The sequence below is a fragment of the Mycobacterium sp. Root265 genome, from assembly GCF_001428895.1.
In the GTDB taxonomy this organism is placed as follows: Bacteria; Actinomycetota; Actinomycetes; order Mycobacteriales; family Mycobacteriaceae; genus Mycobacterium.
Map to the genome: position 1 here is coordinate 135381 of NZ_LMJA01000003.1, position 18754 is coordinate 154134.

The 18754-nt window shown below is 67.0% G+C and carries 20 protein-coding genes; 15 read left to right on the plus strand and 5 right to left on the minus strand.

What is annotated here, in order from left to right:
- Nucleotides 1–17 precede the first annotated feature (17 nt).
- Nucleotides 18–1748, minus strand: coding sequence for a hypothetical protein (locus ASE48_RS33655; RefSeq protein ID WP_156409069.1), 1731 nt, complete (start codon nucleotides 1746–1748; stop codon nucleotides 18–20).
- 336 nt (nucleotides 1749–2084) lie between these two features.
- Here ASE48_RS33655 and ASE48_RS06005 point away from each other — a divergent pair, with 336 nt between their 5' ends.
- Nucleotides 2085–2765: a glycoside hydrolase gene (locus ASE48_RS06005; protein WP_442928699.1), complete on the plus strand. Its 681-nt coding sequence runs from the start codon at nucleotides 2085–2087 to the stop codon at nucleotides 2763–2765.
- A gap of 19 nt (nucleotides 2766–2784) precedes the next feature.
- On the opposite strand, the gene ASE48_RS06010 is transcribed toward ASE48_RS06005, so the two are convergent.
- Complete coding sequence (locus ASE48_RS06010; RefSeq protein WP_156409070.1) at nucleotides 2785–4347, minus strand: alkaline phosphatase family protein; 1563 nt, start codon at nucleotides 4345–4347, stop codon at nucleotides 2785–2787.
- On the opposite strand from ASE48_RS06010, the gene ASE48_RS33355 reads away from it, so the two are divergent.
- From ASE48_RS33355 to ASE48_RS06025, 4 genes are all read left to right on the plus strand, one after another.
- Nucleotides 4334–4678 (plus strand): hypothetical protein, encoded by a 345-nt coding sequence (locus ASE48_RS33355; RefSeq protein ID WP_156409071.1) that lies wholly within the window; start codon nucleotides 4334–4336, stop codon nucleotides 4676–4678. The genes ASE48_RS06010 and ASE48_RS33355 overlap by 14 nt on opposite strands.
- 215 nt (nucleotides 4679–4893) lie before the next feature.
- Complete coding sequence (locus ASE48_RS06015) at nucleotides 4894–5802, plus strand: lytic transglycosylase domain-containing protein (RefSeq protein ID WP_057166135.1); 909 nt, start codon at nucleotides 4894–4896, stop codon at nucleotides 5800–5802.
- Between the two features lie 57 nt (nucleotides 5803–5859).
- Nucleotides 5860–6249 carry a TA system antitoxin ParD family protein gene (locus tag ASE48_RS06020; protein WP_057166136.1) on the plus strand — a complete coding sequence of 130 codons (390 nt, stop codon included), beginning with the start codon at nucleotides 5860–5862 and terminating at the stop codon, nucleotides 6247–6249.
- Entirely contained in the window at nucleotides 6246–6827 is a 582-nt protein-coding gene (locus ASE48_RS06025) for a zeta toxin family protein (RefSeq protein ID WP_057166137.1), read from the plus strand. Before ASE48_RS06020 ends, ASE48_RS06025 begins: the two co-directional genes overlap by 4 nt.
- A 23-nt stretch (nucleotides 6828–6850) precedes the next feature.
- On the opposite strand, the gene ASE48_RS32600 is transcribed toward ASE48_RS06025, so the two are convergent.
- Nucleotides 6851–7006: a hypothetical protein gene (locus ASE48_RS32600; protein WP_156409073.1), complete on the minus strand. Its 156-nt coding sequence runs from the start codon at nucleotides 7004–7006 to the stop codon at nucleotides 6851–6853.
- Nucleotides 7007–7179: 173 nt separating this feature from the next.
- Between ASE48_RS32600 and ASE48_RS06030 the strand changes: the two genes are divergently transcribed.
- The 3 genes from ASE48_RS06030 (at nucleotide 7180) to ASE48_RS06040 (ending at nucleotide 9907) form a co-directional block, all read left to right on the plus strand.
- Complete coding sequence (locus ASE48_RS06030; protein ID WP_057166138.1) at nucleotides 7180–8382, plus strand: metallophosphoesterase; 1203 nt, start codon at nucleotides 7180–7182, stop codon at nucleotides 8380–8382.
- Between the two features lie 145 nt (nucleotides 8383–8527).
- Complete coding sequence (locus tag ASE48_RS06035) at nucleotides 8528–9463, plus strand: class I SAM-dependent methyltransferase family protein (protein ID WP_162264189.1); 936 nt, start codon at nucleotides 8528–8530, stop codon at nucleotides 9461–9463.
- A 21-nt stretch (nucleotides 9464–9484) separates the two neighbouring features.
- Nucleotides 9485–9907, plus strand: a complete 423-nt coding sequence (locus tag ASE48_RS06040; RefSeq protein WP_057166140.1) for a nitroreductase family deazaflavin-dependent oxidoreductase — start codon at nucleotides 9485–9487, stop codon at nucleotides 9905–9907.
- 69 nt (nucleotides 9908–9976) lie between these two features.
- Here the strand turns inward: ASE48_RS06040 and ASE48_RS06045 are convergent, their stop codons facing one another.
- Entirely contained in the window at nucleotides 9977–11089 is a 1113-nt protein-coding gene (locus ASE48_RS06045) for a GGDEF domain-containing protein (protein ID WP_057166141.1), read from the minus strand.
- 466 nt (nucleotides 11090–11555) lie between these two features.
- Between ASE48_RS06045 and ASE48_RS06050 the strand changes: the two genes are divergently transcribed.
- Complete coding sequence (locus ASE48_RS06050) at nucleotides 11556–12419, plus strand: cyclopropane mycolic acid synthase family methyltransferase (protein WP_057166142.1); 864 nt, start codon at nucleotides 11556–11558, stop codon at nucleotides 12417–12419.
- Between the two features lie 17 nt (nucleotides 12420–12436).
- Here ASE48_RS06050 and ASE48_RS06055 read toward each other — a convergent pair whose 3' ends face one another.
- On the minus strand, nucleotides 12437–14068 hold the full coding sequence (locus ASE48_RS06055) for an acetolactate synthase large subunit (RefSeq protein WP_268766281.1): 1632 nt from the start codon (nucleotides 14066–14068) through the stop codon (nucleotides 12437–12439).
- A 207-nt stretch (nucleotides 14069–14275) separates the two neighbouring features.
- Between ASE48_RS06055 and ASE48_RS06060 the strand changes: the two genes are divergently transcribed.
- The 6 genes from ASE48_RS06060 (at nucleotide 14276) to ASE48_RS06085 (ending at nucleotide 18747) form a co-directional block, all read left to right on the plus strand.
- Nucleotides 14276–15280 carry a 1-aminocyclopropane-1-carboxylate deaminase gene (locus tag ASE48_RS06060; protein ID WP_057166144.1) on the plus strand — a complete coding sequence of 335 codons (1005 nt, stop codon included), beginning with the start codon at nucleotides 14276–14278 and terminating at the stop codon, nucleotides 15278–15280.
- Nucleotides 15281–15353: 73 nt separating this feature from the next.
- Nucleotides 15354–16211 carry an oxidoreductase gene (locus ASE48_RS06065; RefSeq protein ID WP_057166145.1) on the plus strand — a complete coding sequence of 286 codons (858 nt, stop codon included), beginning with the start codon at nucleotides 15354–15356 and terminating at the stop codon, nucleotides 16209–16211.
- Between the two features lie 143 nt (nucleotides 16212–16354).
- The gene (locus tag ASE48_RS06070) at nucleotides 16355–16801 is read left to right on the plus strand and encodes a hypothetical protein (RefSeq protein ID WP_057166146.1); all 447 of its coding nucleotides are present in this window, start codon (nucleotides 16355–16357) and stop codon (nucleotides 16799–16801) included.
- Nucleotides 16801–18030 (plus strand): NRAMP family divalent metal transporter, encoded by a 1230-nt coding sequence (locus ASE48_RS06075; RefSeq protein ID WP_057166147.1) that lies wholly within the window; start codon nucleotides 16801–16803, stop codon nucleotides 18028–18030. Before ASE48_RS06070 ends, ASE48_RS06075 begins: the two co-directional genes overlap by 1 nt.
- Nucleotides 18027–18422, plus strand: coding sequence for a hypothetical protein (locus tag ASE48_RS06080; protein ID WP_057166198.1), 396 nt, complete (start codon nucleotides 18027–18029; stop codon nucleotides 18420–18422). The genes ASE48_RS06075 and ASE48_RS06080 overlap by 4 nt, the downstream gene beginning before the upstream one ends.
- The gene (locus ASE48_RS06085) at nucleotides 18409–18747 is read left to right on the plus strand and encodes a PRC-barrel domain-containing protein (RefSeq protein WP_057166148.1); all 339 of its coding nucleotides are present in this window, start codon (nucleotides 18409–18411) and stop codon (nucleotides 18745–18747) included. The genes ASE48_RS06080 and ASE48_RS06085 overlap by 14 nt, the downstream gene beginning before the upstream one ends.
- The last annotated feature ends 7 nt before the right edge of the window (nucleotides 18748–18754 follow it).

Here is an 18754-nt window from a genome sequence, read left to right on the forward strand (position 1 = left end):
AGCCAGACGACGAGCCTTTAAACGACGTTGCCGCCGGTGTTGCCGGGCCTGCCGCCGGGGCCGCCGCCCAGTCCACCGCTGCCGTTGGACTCTCCGCCATTGCCGCCGTTACCGCCGAAGCCACCGAAGTTGCCGCTGCCGCCGTTGCCGCCGTTGCCGCCGGTTCCGGAGTTGAGGCCTTGATCGCCGACGCCGTTGCCGCCGTTGCCGCCGCGACCGCCCCCGGTCAGGATGCCGCGACCGTCGCCACCCTCGCCGCCGTCACCGCCGATTCCGCCCTCGCCGTCGTTGGTTCCGTCGCCGCCGTTGCCGCCGCGGCCACCGCCGCCGAGCACCAGGCCGCTACCGCCGCCGGATCCGCCGGTACCGCCAGCGCCCGTGCCGCTCTCGGAGGTGCCGCTGCCGCCCTCACCGCCGCGCCCACCGCTGCCGACGATGGCGTTGCCGCCACCGCTTCCGCCGTCGCCGCCGGTGGCGTTTCCGTCAGTCGCGGTGGCGTCGCCGCCGGTGCCGCCCCAGCCGCCGCTGCCGACCTCGACCACGCCGCCGGTGCCACCGGCGCCGCCGACCGCCGACCCGCCGTCACCGGCCGTGGCGCTGCCGCCGTCACCGCCGCGCCCCGGGTCGTACAGGCCCTGGCCACCGTCGCCACCGGCGCCACCGGTTGCGGTGCCGGCCCCGTCGCCCTGGGCGGTGCCACCGGCGCCGCCGTGCCCGCCGCCGCCCACGATGCCCGCGGTGCCACCGTTACCACCGGCGCCACCGACCGCGTTGGCGCCCTCGGCGCTGCCGCCGGCGCCGCCGTGGCCACCGTCGCCGCCGATCAGGCCGGCCGCGCCACCGTCGCCGCCGGCACCGCCGGTCTCGTCCGCGCCGGCCTGGTCGCCACTACCGCCATGCCCGCCGCTACCGAAGAGCAGCCCACCGCGGCCGCCGTTGCCACCGTCGGCGTTCAGACCGGAACCGTCACCACCGCTGCCGCCGTTGCCGAGAAGCCCTGCGGCGCCGCCGTTTCCGCCGCCGAGGCCGCCGTCGCCGCCGCTGCCGAGCAGGCCGCCCTGGCCGCCGTCGGCGCCGAAGCCACCGGCGCCACCGTTACCGAAGAGCAAACCGCCACGGCCGCCGTTCACGCCGGCCGTGATGGAGCTGAATCCGTTGCCGATCAGCAGGCCACCCTCAGGATTGGCCAGCGTGCCGTTGCGCACGAAGAAGCTGACGACCGGGATGCGGCCGCCGATGTCACCGAGCAGACCGGCGATCGCGCCGGGCAGATCGCCGAGGGTGGTCTGGGCTACCTGCAGCGCGCCTGCGGCATCGGCCACCATCACGGTGACCTCGGTGTTCGAGTTACCACCGGTGCGCGCGACGGCGTCGGCGAGCACCTCGGGAGTGAAGGGGGCGGCGCCGCTTCCAGCGGCCGCGCGCGAGGAGGAACCGCGTTCACCGGACGCGCCGTCGGCGCCGCCGCCGGTGGGCGCAAAGGTGATCAGAGTGCCGCCGGTATCCACGGGGCCGGGCACCGCGGCTGCGGGCGCGCCTCCGCCGGCGATCTGGGCGCCGTACAGGGCGTTCGGCGACGGGTTGGGCAGCACCGCGGCGGCCAGCACCGGTTGGGCGTGCACGACCGCGGGCGCGGAACCGGCCGCCGGTCCGGCAACCTCCGCCCGGTCACCGTCTACGGAGATGACGGTGACCCCTGTGGTCGCCAGTACACCCGCCGCCAATGCCGAAAATATTGTGCTGGGCACGTTTCCCACCGTTGCTCCTTAAGCTGGCCCGATTTGCCGTCAGCAGTATGTCAGACACGTGCTTAGAAATCTCTCAGTTTGCGGCAAACCGGGTGAAAGTGTTGCGCCCACCGTCCCGCAACGGCCACTGTCGGTTCTTTTCCCAGGAATACGGGGTTCCATGGACAGAACCCTTGACATCGGCACTATTTTGCTGTGCGGTCGACGACCGCCGAACGGCAAGTCACGCGACCCGGTTGCTAACCGCCGACCCGCACCGTGGTGCCCGAGGCGGCGGCTCGGCGCGGGAGAACAGTTCGCCGACATTGACACCGCACACCCGATTCGGCATTTAAAGTGCACACCGTGGGCAGAAACCTGTTAGCCGCGAACCGGGGACGGTGGTTGGCGATCGCCGGCTCCATCGTCATCTCCGGAGGCGTGCTCTACGCCCAGAACGCGGCGCCTCGCCCCGTGCAGAATCCGGAGACTGCCGCGTCCGGCGAGGTCTCGGCCGCACCCGCCGCTCCCCTGCTGCCCACCAGCGCCGCCGCCCAGGCCCCGACCGAGGCCGAACTGCTGGCGGTGAGCGCACCGGTGGACACCCGGGTCCTGGATTTCCCGCTCGACAAGGGTGTCGCGCCCGAGGGTGGGCTACAGATCAAGACCATCTGGGTGGCCCGTGCGATCAGCATGATGTACCCGGAGATCACCACCATCGGCGGCTACCGCCAGGATGCGCTGAAGTGGCATCCCAACGGGCTGGCGATCGACGTGATGATCCCCAACCACAGCAGCGATGAGGGTATCGAACTCGGCAATCAGATCGCCGGGCTCGCCCTGGCCAACGCCGAGCGCTGGGGGGTCATCCATGTCATCTGGCGGCAGGGCTTCTACCCCGGGATCGGCGCACCGAGCTGGACCGCGGACTACGGCTCGGAAACGCTGAACCATTTCGACCACATTCACATCGCGACCGATGGGGGCGGGTACCCCACCGGCCGCGAGTCGTACTATCTGGGCTCGATGAAGCCCTGACGGGCTCGAGGCCCCGGGCTCACACCGCGATCGACGGCACCACGCAGGCGCCCAGCGCCGGGTCCCCGCACACCTGAAGTCCGCCCAGCATCGACGGCGGTGCCGGCGGCGTGTACGACGGGAAGTTCGGTGCGGCCGGCGGCCAGAACGGATAGATGCTGGCTCCCGTGACACCGGTGATCCGGGCCACGATCTGCGCCACGAAGTTCGTCGCCACGTACCCCAGATCCCCAAGGAACCGCACCGGCCCGACCGCCAGCCCCGCAAGTAGGCTTACGACCGGAATATTCTGTGCAGCAGCCGATTTGATGCCGCCGACGATCCCGTCGACGATATCGACCAGGAAGTACGGGATCGAGGTGAAGATGGTCCGCACCCCGAGGGCGACGTTGGTGATGGTGTCCGGATAGCCGTTCTTCGAGATGAGGTCCTGCAGCGCCGCCCGCAGCGCGTCGTCGGTGACCGGGAAGACGTTGTTGTTCAGTTCGGTCATCGACGTGCCATCGGTCGCCCGCGGGGTGCCGCCGAACAACGTCACCACGGTGGGGGTCACGTCGACGATCTCGTACTGCAGGTTGATCGCGCCGGGCGCAAAGCCGGGCCCGTTGACGATGACGAAGGTTTCGGTCTCGTCCGGTGATTGGAAGCCGTGTCCGAGGCCGCGCTGCGGCTGGTGTCCGTGGTCGGTGACCAGGACGATGGTCCACTCCTCGTTGTTGGCCGTCTCCCAGGCGTTGACCGCGGCGATCATCTCACCGAGGTTGCGGTCGAAGTTGTTGAGCGCCAGCTTGTATTCCTCGGAAGCCCCGCCGTACGCGTGGCCGTTCTCGTCGACTCCGACGAAGTAACTGAAGACGAAGTTCGCGACGTTCGGGTCTGAGCCGGCGATGACCAGTTCGGTGGTGTCCCCGACGGCATCATCGGTCTTCAACCAGTTCGGGTCGTCGTCGCGTTTCCCGATGTAGCGCACCAGGTCTGCGCCCAGGTCACCACCGGCGGCGGCGATGGCCGCGATCACGTCCCAGTTGGCGACCGCGGTGGTCTGGATGCCTTCGTCGTGGTCTTCTTCGAGCTGGTTGAACACCGTCGGCCATCGGTTGTAGGTCCACGGCGTGAAGATGTTGTTGATGACGCCGGTCTTCTCACCCCAATTGCCGGTCAGGATGGTCGACCAGGACGGGTTGGAGATGGTGGTGTGCCCGACGATGCTCGTCGGAGCGGTCGAGCTCGTCTTGATCAGGTTGAAGAAGTTGACGTTGGCCGGGTCTGCGAGCACCCGGCTGAGGTTGGTGCCGTCCACGCCGATGACCAACACATTCGGGGTGTCCACCGCCGCGATGCCGACCTGCGGTCCGCTGGTGGCGTTGCGGCGCAAGGTGTTGCGTTCCAGCTCGTCGCGCACTGCGGCCAGCGCCGCCAACGCGGCGGGCGCCTCCACCGGCGGGGTTCCCGGCTGCGGATTCACCAGTGGGGCCGCCGGGTTCACCGGGATGGTGACGAGCGTGACCGCGGGCTCGGCCGCCCGCGGCGCACCGGCCGACAGCGGGCTGGTCTTGGCGGTGCGGGCGGTGGTCGCGCGCACAGGGGACGTGCGGTCGGACAGCGGCACGCTCACCGTGTCGGAGCCGGCGGCCGATCGGGTGGTCCTGGTGGTCTTGGTGGTCTTCGTCTCGCCGGTGCTCGAGGCATTCGATTCCGACGACGTGCTGCTCCCTGTGCTCGACGCGCTGGAGTCCGATGACGACGACGAACTGGACGAGCTGTTCGAACTCGACGACGACGACGACGAAGAGGACGAAGACGACGAGGACGAGTCGCCCGTCTCCGCGAACGCGGTCGGTGCCGAGGCCAGCGCGACACCCACTCCCAGGGTTACCGCCAGAGCGCCGACACGACCGATGTGCTTGGCGTAACCCATGGAGTTCCTTCCGACGTCCGCGCACCGGGTTGGCGCGGTTGCGATCGATTCGCTTCGCGGCGTTGCTATCGTCGCCACATCGCTGTCACACGCTGCTCGCCGAATCTGTACCGCAAATTACCGCCCGGACACCGCCTGATGGACACGAATGCACGAGTTGGCCCGACGCCCGTTCGCGGCCTCGCCGCCCGGTTCGCTGCGGCCTTCGTAATGCTCATCGCGCTCTCGGGGTGTGCGGACACGTCCTCCCCGGCCACACCGCACACATCCTCGACTCCCCCGACGGCCACCGAAACCAGCACGGCGCCAACGACACCACCGCCACCGCAGACACCCGTGCCCGCCCAGCCCCGACTGGCGGAAGAGCCCGCGCAGGTGGCCGACGACCTGGTCACCGACGAGCAGACGCTACGGAATCCGTCGTCCGCGCCCGAGGTTCGCCGCGCGGCCGCTCGACGTCAGCAGGCGGCCTACCGCGCCATCGGCAGACACCCGGAGTGGGACGGCGTGGTCCGCCCCAGAATCCCGGCGCCGTTGCTGACGGCCTACGACCTGAACATCGCGGCGCGCAGGCACCTGGACGCGCTGCTGACCGGCGAAGCCAAGGACACTGTGCCCGCATGGCGCATCGAGGCCCCGCGTCCGGCCGAGGAACTGCTGGCCCACTACCGCGAGTCCGAGGCCGCCTCCGGGGTCGGCTGGAACTACCTGGCCGCGGTCAATCTGATCGAGACCCGGTTGGGCAGCATCGCAGGGACCAGCACCGCCGGCGCGCAGGGACCGATGCAGTTCCTGCCCTCGACGTTCGCCGCCTACGGCGCCGGCGGTGACATCCACGCGCCGCGGGACAGCATCATGGCGGCCGGGCGGTATCTGTCCGCCAACGGTTTCCGCAACGATCCCGACCACGCCCTATACCGGTACAACAACTCCGACCACTACGTGCAGGCGGTCAAGAACTACGCGGCGGTGCTGGCCGCCGATCCCGCGGCATTCGCCGGCTACCACGACTGGGAGGTGTATTACCGGACGACGGCCGGCGACGTGCTGCTGCCCATCGGGTATGCACAGAACAGCACCATCCCGGTGGCGGAGTACCTGGCGGCCCACCCACAGTAGCCGGCCGTAGCATATTGCTACACTTGTAGCAGACTGCTACGAGCGAAGGGGATCGTCATGGCCAATGCCGCTGATCGCGTGACCAGGGTCGCCGCTGATCTCATGGACAGTGCAGCCGCCGAGGGCGCTAGGCAGAGCCGTTCGGCCAAACAGCAACTCGATCACTGGGCCCGGATCGGGCGCTCGGTGTCGGGTCAGCACAGCGCCGCGCGCCGCAAGGTGGAGGCCGCTTTGGCGGGCGGGGTGGAACTGTCCGAGCTGAGCGCCGAGGAAGGCGTCGTGTTCAACGCCGAGATCTCGGCGGCCATCGAGGAGAACCTGACCGGCACCGACTACGGGGCCCTGTTGGCAGCACGTGGGATCACCACCGTCGCGCTGGACGATTCCGGCCAGATCGTCGAGCACCGCCCTGACGGTAGTTCGTCGGTGCTGCACCCGCACAGGTGAAACGCCTCGACCTCGTCGTCGGCTGCAACGGTGCCGGCAAGTCCACCTTCATCGAGTTGACGCTGGCGCCACTGCTTCCCGGCAGCCCGGTGGTCAACGCCGATGAGATCGCCAAGCACCGCTGGCCCGGCGCCGCGGTCGAGCATGCCTACGAGGCTGCCCGCATCGCCGCTGACACCAGGGCCAAGCTGATCGAACTCGGTGAGTCATTCATCGCCGAGACGGTGTTCTCGCATCCGTCCAAACTCGATCTGATCGACGCCGCGCACATCGCCGGCTACACGGTGGTGCTGCACGTGGTGCTGATCCCCGAGGAGCTGGCCGTCGAGCGGGTGCGGTTCCGGGTGCGGGCCGGTGGCCACCAGGTGCCCGAGGACAAGATCCGGCAACGCTACCGGCGGCTCTGGGACCTGGTCGCCATCGCCGCGCTGCGCGCCGAGGCCACCAGCTTCTACGACAACAGCGCCCGGCACGGGCCGCGCATCGTGGCCCAGCTGAACGCCGGGTTCGAGGTTGGCACGCCCTCGTGGCCGGACTGGGCGCCGGTAGCTCTCACCACGAAATGGCTTGCAGAATAGGCGAAATACCGGCGGCGATGCCCTCAGGCGGCGACGACAGGGCCGTCCGGTGCAGCGACGCCCTGTGCAGCCGCCATCAGGGGCGCGCATGCCGCGCACGGATGCGGGCCCATCACCGGGTAACCGCATCCCGGGCAGGTACCCACCGTGCGTCCACTCAAAGCAGCGGCACCAGCCATCGGAGTTCCTTTCGCCGTCCGCACCCATGTACCCGGTGCGCGGGCGAATCATGCCATGCAGCACCGCCCTTTATGGAATCGCTGGTGAACGTGGTCACAGCGGCCTGGCTGCGGGTGACCCTTGGCTAGGCTTTTGAGATGAGTCTGGTCCGGGCGCGAGGCTGATCGCCTGCATGTTCATCATTATTTTGAGCTCGGTTCTCGGGCTGGCACACCTGTACGTGTGGAAACGGGTGATCAAGGACACCACTGGCCCGGGCCGTACCCGCTGGGTCCTGACGGCGGTGTTCCTGGCGCTGGCCGCACTGCTGGTGATGACGCTGATGGTGCCGCGGTTCACGGGGATCGACGAGTCCGCCTGGTTCGCCTGGCCGGGCTATATCTGGTTCGCACTGGTCGGATACCTGCTGCTGGCCCTGCTGGTTCTGGAGCCGGTGCGGTTGCTGTTGCACGGCTGGGTGAAGCGCGGCAGGCCGCCCGAGTCGGTCGTGACCGACGAACCGTCCGCGACAACGGACGAGCCGACCGCCGCGGCGGGAGTGAACCGGCGGGTGTTCCTGGCGCGCACGAGTGCGGTCGCTGCGGGTGTCGCGGCCTCAGGGCTGGTCGGCTACGGCGCCGCCACGGCGCTCGGTCCGCCCAACGTCCTGCAGGTGCCGATCCGGCTCCGCCGCCTGGACCCGGCGTTCAACGGGTTCCGGATCGCGGTGGTCTCCGATATCCATCTGGGTCCCCTGCTCGGGCGGCGGCACACCGAGCGGATCGTCCGGATGATCAACGAGGCCGATGCCGATCTGGTGGCCATCGTCGGCGACCTGGTCGACGGCACCGTGGAGAAGCTCGGCCATGCCGCAGAGCCTCTGCAGGACTTGGTGTCTCGCGAAGGATCCTTTTTCGTCACCGGTAACCACGAATATTTCGTCGAGGACACCGTGCCGTGGTTGCGTGAGCTGGAGCGGTTGGGGGTATCGCCGCTGCGCAATGAAAACACCGCGATCCGGCGTGGCGGTGCGTCGTTCGATCTGGCCGGGGTGAACGACCTGGCCGGTGAGGAACGCGGGGACCCACCGGATTACGACCGTGCGCTGGCCGGAGTGGATCCGTCGCGCCCGACGGTGCTGCTGGCCCACCAGCCGGTCATGGTCGAGGAAGCCGCGGCCCGCGGGGTGGATCTGCAGCTGTCCGGACACACCCACGGTGGCCAGACCTGGCCGTTCCAGTACGTCGTGGAGGCGGTGCAGCCGTCGCTGGCCGGATTGTCGACGCACCAGGACACCCAGTTGTACGTGTCCCGCGGGGCCGGGTTCTGGGGGCCGCCGGTGCGGGTCGGCGCACCGCCGGACATCTCGGTGCTGACGCTGAACGCCGGGCCATAGCCGAAGGCGTCGAAACAGGTAGCGCTCTACTCATGGCACCGGCGCCGCCACGCACGAGAATTGCGCTGTGACCATGACAGACGCAACTTCGCCTGTGGCAACGACACATCCACTCGCCGTCGCCGCAGCGCGATTCAAGACCGCGATGAGAGCCACCGACAGACTGATCATCGATGGCCATCTGGCACACAAAGCGGTGCAGGCCAGAGTCGATGCCGCCTGCGAGGCGCTGTCCGATCAGATGCGGGTGCACCTGCGCGGAGGCGCACCGGATGCCAATGAGCTGGGTGCGTTCGTGCACGAGGAAACGTATCCATACCTGGGGCTGAGCACCCTGGTCGATCGTTCCTACACCAAACCTCGGGGCTACGCCGGGGACTATCTGACCCTGCAGATGGTGTATGACGACGAACCGGACGGGGTGCGCAGGCTCGGTCCCTTCATCGACCGGTGGTTTCTCGACATCGCCGCCTCGCGGGCAGTCAAGAACCGTCGACAGCTGTTGCGCGAGTTGATCATCGACACCGCACAGCAGGTCTGCGACGACAGACCAGCGCGGATCACCAGCCTGGCCTGCGGGCCTGCCCGGGAGATCTTCGACATCTTCACCGAACCCGAGCACCCGGACATCGTGGTGACCTGCCTGGACATCGATGATCAGGCCCTGGACTACGCGCAGCGCATCGCGGTCGATATCGGCGCGCAGGAACGGGTTTCGTTCGTGCGGGCCAACGCGGTCAAACTGGCTCTGGGACGCGAGACCCTGGCTCTGCGCGGTCAGGATCTCATCTATTCGATCGGTCTCATCGACTACCTGCCCGATCACCTGGTGATCAAGTTGCTCGACTGGATTTTCCGCGGCTTACGCCTCGGGGGAACCGCGGTGGTCGGGAACTTCGACATCGACAACCCGGACAAGGCGTTCATGGATCACCTCCTGGACTGGAGGCTGATCCACCGGTCACCCCAGGATCTGGTGAATCTGTTCGCGCAGTCCGAGTTCGCAACCAGCGCCGTGGAGATCCGCCGCGAGGCCACCGGGGTCAACCTGTTCGCCTCGGCCAGACGGACGGTGCGCTGAGCGCGTACTACCGTTGACTGCATGGAAAAGAACGAGTTCGACCAGATGAACGCCGCCGTGATCACCGAATTCCGGGAAACCGGAGGTAAAGCGGGCGGCGTGTTCGAAGGCAAGCCGCTCGTCCTGGTGCACCACACCGGCGCCAAGTCCGGGACCGCGCGCATCGCGCCGCTGGTGCCACTGCTGGACGACGGCCGGATCTACATCTTCGCCAGCAAGGGCGGGGCCGACACCCATCCCGACTGGTACCGCAACCTGGTCGCGCATCCCGAGATCACCGTCGAACTCGGCACCGACACCTTCGCGGCGACGGCACGCGTGCTCGACGGCGACGAACGTGACGGCGTCTACGCCAAACAGGTCGCCGTCGAGCCGCAATTCGGCGAGTACCAACGCAAGACCGAGCGCATCATCCCGGTCGTGGAGTTGGTCAGGGCCTCCTGACAGCCGTGCGGGTTGCCGATGGCGTCGGTGACCCCGGCGCCGTGGGGGGTGCTTCCTGCGTGCCCGCCTTCACGGCCGGATGCGGATCGTCGCGTTACCGCCGTCGCGTTTGGCGTCGAACATTGCGCTGTCGGCCCGCTCGATGATGGTGTCGAGCACCGTCAGGGAATCCAGTCCCGGCGCCGCGAAGTCCGTGATGGCAACGCTGGTGACACCGACACTGGCCGTGATGACGGGATCCGCCGGGGCCGCGATCGCGTCACGCACCCGATCCGAGTCACGCTCCGTCTGACCGGAATCGGCCAGATCGATCACCACGAATTCCTCACCGCCGACTCGGGCCACCAATGCGCTACCACGAACGGCGGCCTTGATTCTTCGCGCAGTGCGGACGAGGACCTTGTCGCCGACCGGGTGACCGAAGGCATCGTTGACGTCCTTGAACCGGTCCAGATCGATGACCATCACGTCCACCTCGGCATCGGCGGTGATGTTGTCGCGCAGGAGGTCCCCGATGTGCAGGTGCAGCCCGCGCCGGTTCAGCAGCCCGGTCAACGGGTCGGTGACCGCCTCATAGGCGTCGTTCCGCATGGCCCAGATGCCACACTGGATGCCCAATGGCGCCGCAACCATGGGCACCACCCACACCAGTGCCAACACCGCCAGTTCGGCCTTGTCGAGCGCTGCCGGACTGGCGCCCGCGACGAACAGGCACGTCGTCAGAATCACCCATACTGCGTGTCCCACAGCAACTTTAGGACCATCGAAGAACATCACGTACACCGACATCATGGTGAAGAAGTACCAACCGAACAGAGCGAACAACCAGCTCCCGTCCAGCAGCACGACCGCCGCGATGGCGACGTCGGCGGACGCGACGAATGCCAGTGACAACGAGCGCGACGGCCAGGGCAGAAAGCACCACGCCAGACCCCACGCGATCTGCAGGACGGCGAACATCGCCATTGCCACGCCGGCAACAGAGTTACTCGCGAACGGCTGCAGTAACACCAGTGAGGCAATGCCGTCGAGCCCGGTGCCGATGCCGATCGCCACCTGGATCGTCTTGGCCATCGAGCGCTTGGTGAAGTACTGCACCTGGTTTGCGTAGGCGACGGGCTCGTTCCACCACGCGCGGATGAGGCCCCCGAAAACGGCGAAACTGCTCGAATACTCCGGCAACCCTCTCCCCTGTCGGCGCTTCTGTGAACCGGCCCACCTGAGCTCACCGGCCACGCGAGCCTGCCGTCAGCGCAGCCGTCGATTAGCGCTCAGGATATCCTCTCGTGGCTCTGGCCGGGGTCACCGAATCGTGCAACCAGCAGCCACGTTGCTGCAATGCGAACCGCCCTTACATGTGCCGCAATGACATCTACAGCCGTCATTGGACATCGGCCGTATCCCGTCACGGTCGCGGTCGTGGCGGCCATGATCACTGTCTGGATGATTGGGTCGAGGCATGTCGGTCTCCTTACATCTGGGTGTGCTTCCGACGCTAGACCGGGAGATCGGCCGTGGTGGCGAAATTGACACGGGTATCGAATGCCACCCGAAACGGCTAGCGTCAGTATCGGAGAGAACCGGGTAGCTCACCGGTCGGGGGACATTTGTGAGCGCCGCGGTGCTCTTCAGGAAGGCTCTTACGCCAATGCCCAAGCATCTCAAACCACATTTCGAAGACGTCCAAGCGCACTACGACCTGTCCGACGACTTCTTCCGGCTGTTCCTCGACCCGACGCAGACCTACAGCTGCGCGTACTTCGAGCGTGACGATATGACGCTGGAAGAGGCACAGACCGCCAAGATCGACCTGGCGCTGGGCAAACTGGACCTGCAACCGGGCATGACACTGCTCGATGTCGGCTGCGGCTGGGGCTCGACGCTGAACCGCGCGCTGGAGCGCTACGACGTCAACGTGATCGGGCTGACGCTCAGCGCGAATCAGCAGGCCCACGTCGAGCGGTTGTTCGCGGCATCGGACAGCCCGCGCTCCAAGCGGGTGGAGCTACGCGGCTGGGAACAGTTCGACGAGCCGGTCGACCGGATCGTGTCGATCGGCGCCTTCGAGCATTTCGGTTTCGACCGCTACGACGATTTCTTCACCTTCGCCTACCAGGCGATGCCCGACGACGGCATCATGCTGCTGCACACCATCCTCGGACTGCATCCCGACGACGTGCTGGCTCTGGGCATACCGCTGACCTTCGACATGGCCCGGTTCTGCAAGTTCATGATCACCGAGATCTTCCCCGGCGGCCGGTTGCCGTCGGTGCGGATGGTCGACGCACATGCGGTGAAACCCGGATTCACCGTGACCCGGTACCAGTCGCTGCAGCCCCACTACCCCACGACGCTCGACTACTGGTCGGCGGCGCTGGAGGCACACAAGGATGAGGCCATCGCCCTGCAGTCCCAGGAGGTCTACGACCGCTACATGAAGTACCTGGTGGGCTGCCCGCCCCTGTTTCGCAGCGGGTTGATCGACGTGGGTCAGTTCACGCTGGCGAAATAGCTTGTCGCACCGACGGTTCACGACCAGGATTCGTCCAGCTCACCCAATGCGGCGATCAGCGCGCTGTTCGCGGAGTAGTCCACCGGGCAGGCGATCACGCTGACGGTATCCGCCGACAACGCCTGGCGCAGGGTGGGCAACAACTCGCCGGCCGAGGTGATGCGGTACCCGCTGGCGCCGAAACTCTCTGCGTAGGTCACGAAGTCGGGATTGCCGAACCTGGTGTCGACGTTGTGCCCGATTTCGAGGTCCATCTTCCAGCTGATCAACCCATAGGCGTCGTCCACCCAGATCAGAATCACCATCGGTGTGCCGACGCGAAGCGCCGTCTCGATCTCCTGGGAGTTCATCAGGAACGACCCGTCACCGGTGGCGACAAGGATCTTGGACGACGGGCGGGCGATCTTGGCGGCGATCGCGCCGGGCAGCGTCCATCCCATCGTCGAGAGCCCGTTGGAGATCAGGCAGGTGTTCGGCTCATAGGTGGGATAGAGCCGCGCCATCCACATCTTCAGCGCACCGGTGTCCACCAGCGCGATGTCCTCGCGCGCCAGGGCGGTGCGGGTGTCGGCGACGATGCGCGCGGGCGTCAACGGGAAGCTGTCGACGGCGCGGCCACGGTCGAGTTCCTCGGCAAGCAAGCCGCGGATGCGTTCATGCCCCGACGAATACCCCTGATCGCGGTCCACCGCTGCGGCCAGGGCGTCCAGGCACTGCCCGATATCGGCGTGCAAGCCCACGGCCACGTCATAGTGGACGTCGACTTCGGCCGGAAACCGGTGCACGTGAATGATCTTGGTGTCCCCGCGCGGGTTGATACGGACCGGATCGAATTCCTGTAGTTCGTAGCCGGCCGCGACGATGACGTCGGCCTGGTCGAAACCGAAGTTGACGTAGTCGTGGCGCATGAAACCGACCGCACCGAGGGCCAACGGGTGATCATCGGAGATCACACCCTTGCCGTGAAACGTGGTGGCGACGGGCATTCCGAGCGTCTCGGCGAACCGTCGCACCGCAGCGGACGCATCGCCGCGCACCGCGCCGTGGCCGGCGAGCAGCACCGGATTGCGCGCCGAGTTCAAGATCGCCGCGGCACGGGCGATCTGCGCCTGCGACGGGTCATCGGGGCGCGGCACGTTGACGCGCAGCGGATTGGCGCCCGCGGGCGCTGCGGCGTCCTCGACATCTTCGGGCACCGCGAGGTACACCGCACCGGGACGCTCGGTCTGCGCGAGCTTGAACGCCTTGCGGACCATCTCCGGTACCGAGCCCGGCGTGGCAACGAGAGCCGACCATTTGGTGACGGGTGCGAACATCGACACCAGGTCCACGCTCTGGTGGGACTCCTTGTAGCTGCGCCGCATACCGACCTGTGCTGAAAGCGCCAGCACGGGAGTGGAATTCGTGGTGGCATCGGCAACGCCGAGCAGCAGGTTGATCGCGCCGGGCCCCAGTGTCGCCGAGCACACCCCGGCCTTGCCCGTCAGGCGCCCGTAGACCTCGGCCATGAACGACGCACCCTGTTCATGACGGGTGAGGACGTACTCGATCGATGACCGCGACAGCGCCTCGATCAGCAGGATGTTCTCTTCGCCGGGGATGCCGAACACATGGGTGACGCCCTCGTTCTCCAGGCATTCGACGATCAATTCGGCGGTGGTGCGGCTGGCCTCAGACACCAGACGAGCTAACCACAGCCCACGATGGCCTGAACCCCGATCATCATCGCGCAGATGCCCTTCGTGAGAGCGGTCGAGCGGCCGACCACCCTCGGACTGCCGCGGTTCCGCGGCTGCGATATATTGCATGTCGCAGCTAGGCTGCGGTCATGTCCAGAGTTCTCAGGAGACGCCCCTATGGCCATCGAAGACTTCAAGCGCTACCCGTTGACATTCGGGCCGAGCCCGGTCCATCCGCTGCGGCGCCTGAGCCAATACCTCGGCGGGCCGGAGATCTGGGCCAAGCGTGAGGACGTCAACTCCGGACTGGCGTACGGCGGCAACAAGACTCGCAAGCTGGAGTACTTCATCCCCGAGGCGCTCGATCAGGGTGCCGATACGCTGGTCTCGATCGGAGGAGTCCAGTCCAACCACACACGCCAGGTTGCTGCCATCGCTGCCAGCGTGGGCATGAAAGCCGTACTGGTGCAGGAAAAGTGGGTCGACTGGCCCGATGCCGTCAACGACAAGGTCGGAAACATCCTGCTGTCGCGCATCATGGGTGCAGATGTCCGGCTCGATCCCTCCGGCTTCGGGATCGAATTCAAAGACAGCTGGCGAAAAGCCATCGAGGACGTCGAGCGGGCCGGTGGAACTCCGTACCCCATCCCCGCAGGCGCATCCGATCACCGCCTGGGTGGACTCGGTTTCGCCAATTGGGCCTATGAAGTGCAGCAGCAGGAGAAAGAGCTCGGGATATTCTTCGACACCATCGTGGTCTGCACGGTCACGGGTTCGACACACGCCGGAATGATCGCGGGTTTCGCCGGACAGGATCGGCCGCGGCGCGTCATCGGCATCGATGCGTCGGCCACCCTGGACAAGACGCGGGCCCAGGTCGAACGCATCGCACGAAACACCGCTGAGCTCATCGGGCTCGGCCGCGACCTCCGGGATGACGAGATCACCGTTCTCGGGGGGTGGGCCGGCGACCTCTACGGCATACCGGTGCAGTCCACGATCGATGCGATCACCCTGACCGGCCGACTCGAAGGCGTCATCCTCGATCCGGTCTATGAAGGCAAGTCGATGGCCGGTCTGATCGACTTGGTCGGGTCCGGGCAGATCGCGCCCACATCGACGGTGCTCTACGCACACCTCGGTGGCCAACCGGCACTGAACGCGTACAGCGGTATCTTCTGACGGGCTATCGTCGGCGTCAGGCCCGGAACGAGTCCCGGGGAATATCCACGACAAAGGCGAGGTAGTTGGAGAAATGACGACAACCTTTCCGCTGGGTCCGTTCACGGTGCGTCGAGTGGGCTTCGGCGCCATGCAGTTGCCCGGCCCCGGCGTCTTCGGGCCACCCCGCGATCACGATCAGGCCATCGCTGTCCTCAAGCGGGCCGTGGCACTGGGTGTCGACCACATCGACACCGCGCAGTTCTACGGGCCCAAGGTGTCCAACGAACTCATCCGCGAAGCGCTTCATCCCTACCCCGAGAACCTGGCCCTGGTCAGCAAGGTCGGCGCACGTCGCAACGACGGGGGCGAGTGGATCGCCGCACAGCAACCCGACGAGCTGCGCGCCGATATCGAAGAGAACTTGGCGACGCTGGGCACCGACCGACTCGCCGCGGTGAACCTCCGCATCCACTCCGGCGACCCGAACAGTGTCGGCGCGGTCGACCACGAGTTGTTCGACCGCCAGCTGACGGCCATGATCGCCGCCCGCGACGAGGGCCTCATCGCGGGCATCGGACTGTCCAGCGTCTCGATCGATCACCTGCGAATTGCGCTGGACCGCACCGAGATCGTCACGGTGCAGAACGCCTACAATCTCGTCGACCGGTCATCGCAACCCGTACTCGACCTCTGTACCGAGCGCGGCATCTCCTTCGTCCCGTTCTTCCCGCTGGGTTCGGGTTTCAACGCCGACAATCCGGTGTTGGGCAACGCCGCCGTCAAGCAGGCCGCCGCCGACCTCGGCCGTACGCCGGCACAGATTGCGCTGGCCTGGACCCTGTCGGTCGCGCCCAACGTGCTGCTGATCCCGGGTACCTCGTCGGTGGCCCACCTCGAGGAGAACATCGCGATCTCCGACATCGAGCTGCCCGCCGACTTCACTCCGTAGACGCTGTCAGCACGTTTGTGCCCGGCACCACGGGGTAATCTCTGGCCGCACCACAGCTGAACAACGCTGCCCGTCTCGCCGGGCGACCGGAACTCACGCGCGAGGAGATCGGTGATGTCGGACGCGACGGATCGGCGCTGACGATGTCGCACAGACTGGCGCGCCTCGCACTGCTCCCCCTGGTGCTCGTGGGGGTCCTGCTGTTCGCCCTCACCAGTTGCCCGGCCAATCGCGACGGCATGCCCGGTCAACTGGCCAGTGCCATGGAGGAGACCCTGTCGGGCGCGCGGTCCGGGGCGGTGGCCATCGATCTGTGGCAGCGCGGACGGTCCACCGGGCAGTTGGCGAGCGTGCAACTCTCCGACGCCCGCGACGAGGTGGCCAAGGGCTACGAGGGGATCGCCGTCCTGCGGGCCGAAGACCCACACGATGTGGCCCGCCAGACGCTGCTCATTCAGACGATGACCGACATCATCGCCACCCTCAATGAGTCGAATGCCGCGGTGCGACAGGCGGGTGGCGCCGAAACCGCCGAACTGCGGGTGGCGCTGCTGCGCGCCGCCGACACCCTGGAACGCGACTACCGCTGATGAAGAAGCTGTTCGCCGTCGCCCTGGGGGTGCTCACCGCGATCGGTGGGTTCCTCGACATCGGCGATCTGGTGACCAACGCCGTGGTGGGATCGCGCTTCGGTCTCGCGCTGGCCTGGGTGGTCCCCGTCGGCGTCATCGGGATCTGCCTCTACGCCCAGATGGCCGGGCGCGTCGCGGCCGTCAGCGGACACGCGACGTTCGAGATCATCCGTGAACGTCTGGGCCCGCGGGTCGCCGCGGCCAATCTCGGCGCCTCCTTCTTCATCAACCTGATGACCGTCACCGCTGAGATCGGTGGTGTTGCGCTGGCATTGCAGCTGGCCACCGATGTCGGTCCGCTGCTGTGGATTCCGGTGGCCGCCGCTGCCATCTGGATCGTGATCTGGCGGGTGAAATTCTCGGTGATGGAGAACGTGACCGGCGTGCTGGGCCTCAGCCTGATCGTCTTCGCCGTCTGCGTGTTCCTGCTGCACCCCAACTGGTCCGATCTGTCCGATCAGGCGTTCACCCCGGTCATCCCGGAGAACGAGTCGGCGGCGACGTACTGGTATTTCGCGATCGCGCTGTTCGGCGCGGCCATGACGCCCTACGAAGTGTTCTTCTTCTCCTCCGGGGCCATCGAGGAGCGTTGGACGGTCAAGGATCTCGGCAAGTCCCGGGTCAATGTGCTGGTGGGTTTCCCACTGGGCGGACTGCTGTCCATCGCGATCGCGGCGTGCGCGACGATCGTGCTGATGCCGGCCCAGATCACCGTGACATCGCTGTCGCAGATCACCATGCCGGTGGTGGAGGCCGGCGGCAAACTCGCGCTGGCCTTCGTCATCATCGGCATCGTCGCAGCGACATTCGGTGCCGCGCTGGAGACCACCCTGTCCTCGGGCTACACCCTGGCGCAGTACTTCGGCTGGGCATGGGGCAAGTTCCGCCGCCCCGCCGAGGCCGCCCGGTTCCACACCGTGATGCTGGTCGCGATCTGCGTCTGCAGCGCCGTCCTGTTCACCGGTATCGACCCGATCCTGGTCACCGAGTACTCCGTCGTGTTCTCTGCGATCGCGCTGCCACTGACCTATCTGCCCATCCTGATCGTCGCCAACGATCCGGGCTATATGGGTGAGCACGTCAACGGCCGCATCACCAATGCGCTGGCGTCGGTCTATCTCGTCATCATCCTGGCGGCTTCGCTGGCCGCCATTCCGCTCATGATCGTCACGGGAGCCGGTCAATGACACACGTCGACAACGACTTACCCGACGCCCCGCAACCCGCGGGCGCCCAGCTGATCGACGCCCGGCTACACCTGCTGGACCGCCAGCTCGTCGACGCCGACGGCGAGCCGGTCGGCATCGTCGACGATCTGGAGATCGAGGATGCCCACGGCGGCGACGCACCGCCGACCGTCACGGCCATCCTCACCGGGCAGATGCTGTTCACCCGGATCTTCGGCGGAAGACAACCCCGGGAACATCTCCAGGAGATGCGGTGGGATCTCGTCGACCGGATCGGCACGTCGGTGCATCTGCGGCCCGGTGCGGACACTCGCGGCGGTCTGTGGGTCGAGCACTGGCTCCGCGACCGGATCATCAGTCGCATCCCCGGAGGCAAGCATGCAGCTGAGTGATCTGCTGGGGGTCGATGTGCGCGATGCCGCCGGGCGCCGATTGGGCACCGTCACCGATGTGCGCCTGGCCGTCCCCGGCGCCATGGACCACCACCCCGGTCCCCCGTCGGTGTTCGGACTCGTCGTCAGCCCGCGGACCGGCTCGTCGTATCTGGGCTACGAACGTTCCGAAGTCCGCCGCCCGGCCGCACTGGCAGCACTACTGCGTTGGCGGCACCGGGGCACCTTCCTGACACTGTGGACCGACCTGCACACCGTGAGCGCCGACCGCGTCACGGTCCGCGACGGATACCGACGCTATTCGCCGATACTGCGCACGCGATAAACCCGTG

Excerpts from the sequence above, each read along its gene's own strand:
- ASE48_RS06085 (WP_057166148.1), top strand. The coding sequence starts at position 18,409 with ATGCAGCTGAGTGATCTGCTGGGGGTCGATGTGCGCGATGCCGCCGGG.
- ASE48_RS06030 (WP_057166138.1), top strand. The coding sequence starts at position 7,180 with ATGTTCATCATTATTTTGAGCTCGGTTCTCGGGCTGGCACACCTGTAC.
- ASE48_RS06050 (WP_057166142.1), top strand. The coding sequence starts at position 11,556 with ATGCCCAAGCATCTCAAACCACATTTCGAAGACGTCCAAGCGCACTAC.
- ASE48_RS06020 (WP_057166136.1), top strand. The coding sequence starts at position 5,860 with ATGGCCAATGCCGCTGATCGCGTGACCAGGGTCGCCGCTGATCTCATG.
- ASE48_RS06060 (WP_057166144.1), top strand. The coding sequence starts at position 14,276 with ATGGCCATCGAAGACTTCAAGCGCTACCCGTTGACATTCGGGCCGAGC.
- ASE48_RS06070 (WP_057166146.1), top strand. The coding sequence starts at position 16,355 with ATGTCGCACAGACTGGCGCGCCTCGCACTGCTCCCCCTGGTGCTCGTG.
- ASE48_RS06065 (WP_057166145.1), top strand. The coding sequence starts at position 15,354 with ATGACGACAACCTTTCCGCTGGGTCCGTTCACGGTGCGTCGAGTGGGC.
- ASE48_RS32600 (WP_156409073.1), bottom strand. The coding sequence starts at position 7,006 with ATGGCTGGTGCCGCTGCTTTGAGTGGACGCACGGTGGGTACCTGCCCG.
- ASE48_RS06015 (WP_057166135.1), top strand. The coding sequence starts at position 4,894 with ATGCTCATCGCGCTCTCGGGGTGTGCGGACACGTCCTCCCCGGCCACA.
- ASE48_RS06035 (WP_162264189.1), top strand. The coding sequence starts at position 8,528 with ATGAGAGCCACCGACAGACTGATCATCGATGGCCATCTGGCACACAAA.
- ASE48_RS06080 (WP_057166198.1), top strand. The coding sequence starts at position 18,027 with ATGACACACGTCGACAACGACTTACCCGACGCCCCGCAACCCGCGGGC.
- ASE48_RS06075 (WP_057166147.1), top strand. The coding sequence starts at position 16,801 with ATGAAGAAGCTGTTCGCCGTCGCCCTGGGGGTGCTCACCGCGATCGGT.
- ASE48_RS06040 (WP_057166140.1), top strand. The coding sequence starts at position 9,485 with ATGGAAAAGAACGAGTTCGACCAGATGAACGCCGCCGTGATCACCGAA.